Here is a 483-nt window from a genome sequence, read left to right on the forward strand (position 1 = left end):
TGATAGAGCCATAGCTTACTTTAAGTTGCTTTAAACGTGCTCTTAGCTTCTTAGCTGTTTTTAAGTCACGTTTGCCCCAGACATAAGCGACAATCTCATTAGTAGCACGGTCATAAGCGTAGATGAGCCAGACTTTACGCTTCTTGCGATACACGTAAGTCCAGAACTCATCAACCTCTAAGCGTTCATAGTAGCGCTTCTTAGGCGCGATCTTATAAACAGATGAGCCTATGGTGCCCAATACTTTACCGATACTGACTGAGGCTATAATAGCTATGTCTCTAACACCGCAACCTCTCACCGTCATTAGCCGTATGATGTCTTCTATTTTAGAGTGACAGCCCTTATAAGTTAAGGCATGGTCACCAATGAATTGACGTTTGCAGTCCTTGCATTGGTAGTTCTGCTTGCCATAGCTTTTTATGCCGTTTTTCTTTAAACTGGGACTGTGACAGTCGGGGCAGCTGATATCTATTTGTGTCT

The 483-nt window shown here is 43.1% G+C and carries 1 protein-coding gene; it reads right to left on the minus strand.

What is annotated here, in order from left to right; all coding sequences use genetic code 11:
- Nucleotides 1–475 (minus strand): IS1 family transposase (locus EI162_RS14990; protein ID WP_318779337.1); only part of this gene is annotated, 475 nt, incomplete at its 3' end.
- Nucleotides 476–483: the final 8 nt, after the last annotated feature.

It is taken from the genome of Psychrobacter sp. FME6, from assembly GCF_014861365.1.
Taxonomy (GTDB): Bacteria; Pseudomonadota; Gammaproteobacteria; order Pseudomonadales; family Moraxellaceae; genus Psychrobacter.